Source organism: Cupriavidus sp. WS, assembly GCF_000395345.1.
Classification (GTDB): Bacteria; Pseudomonadota; Gammaproteobacteria; order Burkholderiales; family Burkholderiaceae; genus Cupriavidus; species Cupriavidus basilensis_B.
The window spans coordinates 1-666 of sequence record NZ_AQPL01000110.1; the positions used below are offsets into that span (position 1 = coordinate 1).

The window sequence follows — 666 nt, forward strand, 5'->3', positions numbered from 1 at the left end:
GCCCTGCGCGGGCGGCGCGGCGGAGGCCGCCGCCGATGCGGCAGGGGAAGAAGAAGGCAAGGCGGAAACCGGCGGGAACGACGTCTGGGAGGCGGCGGGCATGGGCGGGCGGGAGGAGGGAAACGCGGAAAAAGGACAACGATTGGCAGGCTGGGGGGCCTCGCACATCGCTGTTTTTTGTATACAAGGGGCATATTGTAGGCCGAAGCCCGCCGCCTTGCAGCGCCCTTTTCGGGCTGATTTCCGGCGGCTTTCCGGTGGCTGCCCGATGTTTTCCGGCGGCCCTTTCAGCGCGCTTTCATTGGCCTTTCAGCCCGCTTTCACCGCCATCGCGCCACTGCGCCGCCGCCACCCGGGTGCCTTTCCGGTGCCGCGCCCGCCTGTCTTCGCGAGCGGCACCGCGCCCGCGTCAGAAGGATTCCCAGTCGCCGTTGGCCACCGCCAGGTTGCCGGCGGGCACCGCGCGCGGCGCGCGCCGCACCGGGGCCGACGCGGCGGCCTTGGCCGGGCGCGCGGGCAGCGACTTGGACGACAGCACCGGCTCGCGTCCCAGGCGCACCACCGGCGCGCGGGCCTTGCTCGGCAGCACCGGCGCGCGCGTGCCGCCCACGGCGGCCAGCGGCGCGGCGGACCTGGCCGGGGCCGCGGGAGCAGCCAGGGTCTTGG

The 666-nt window shown here is 73.9% G+C and carries 1 pseudogene; it reads right to left on the reverse strand.

Annotated features, from left to right (window positions below):
* Positions 1–409 precede the first annotated feature (409 nt).
* Positions 410–666: pseudogene (locus K206_RS43660) on the reverse strand (histidine kinase); the annotation flags it as partial.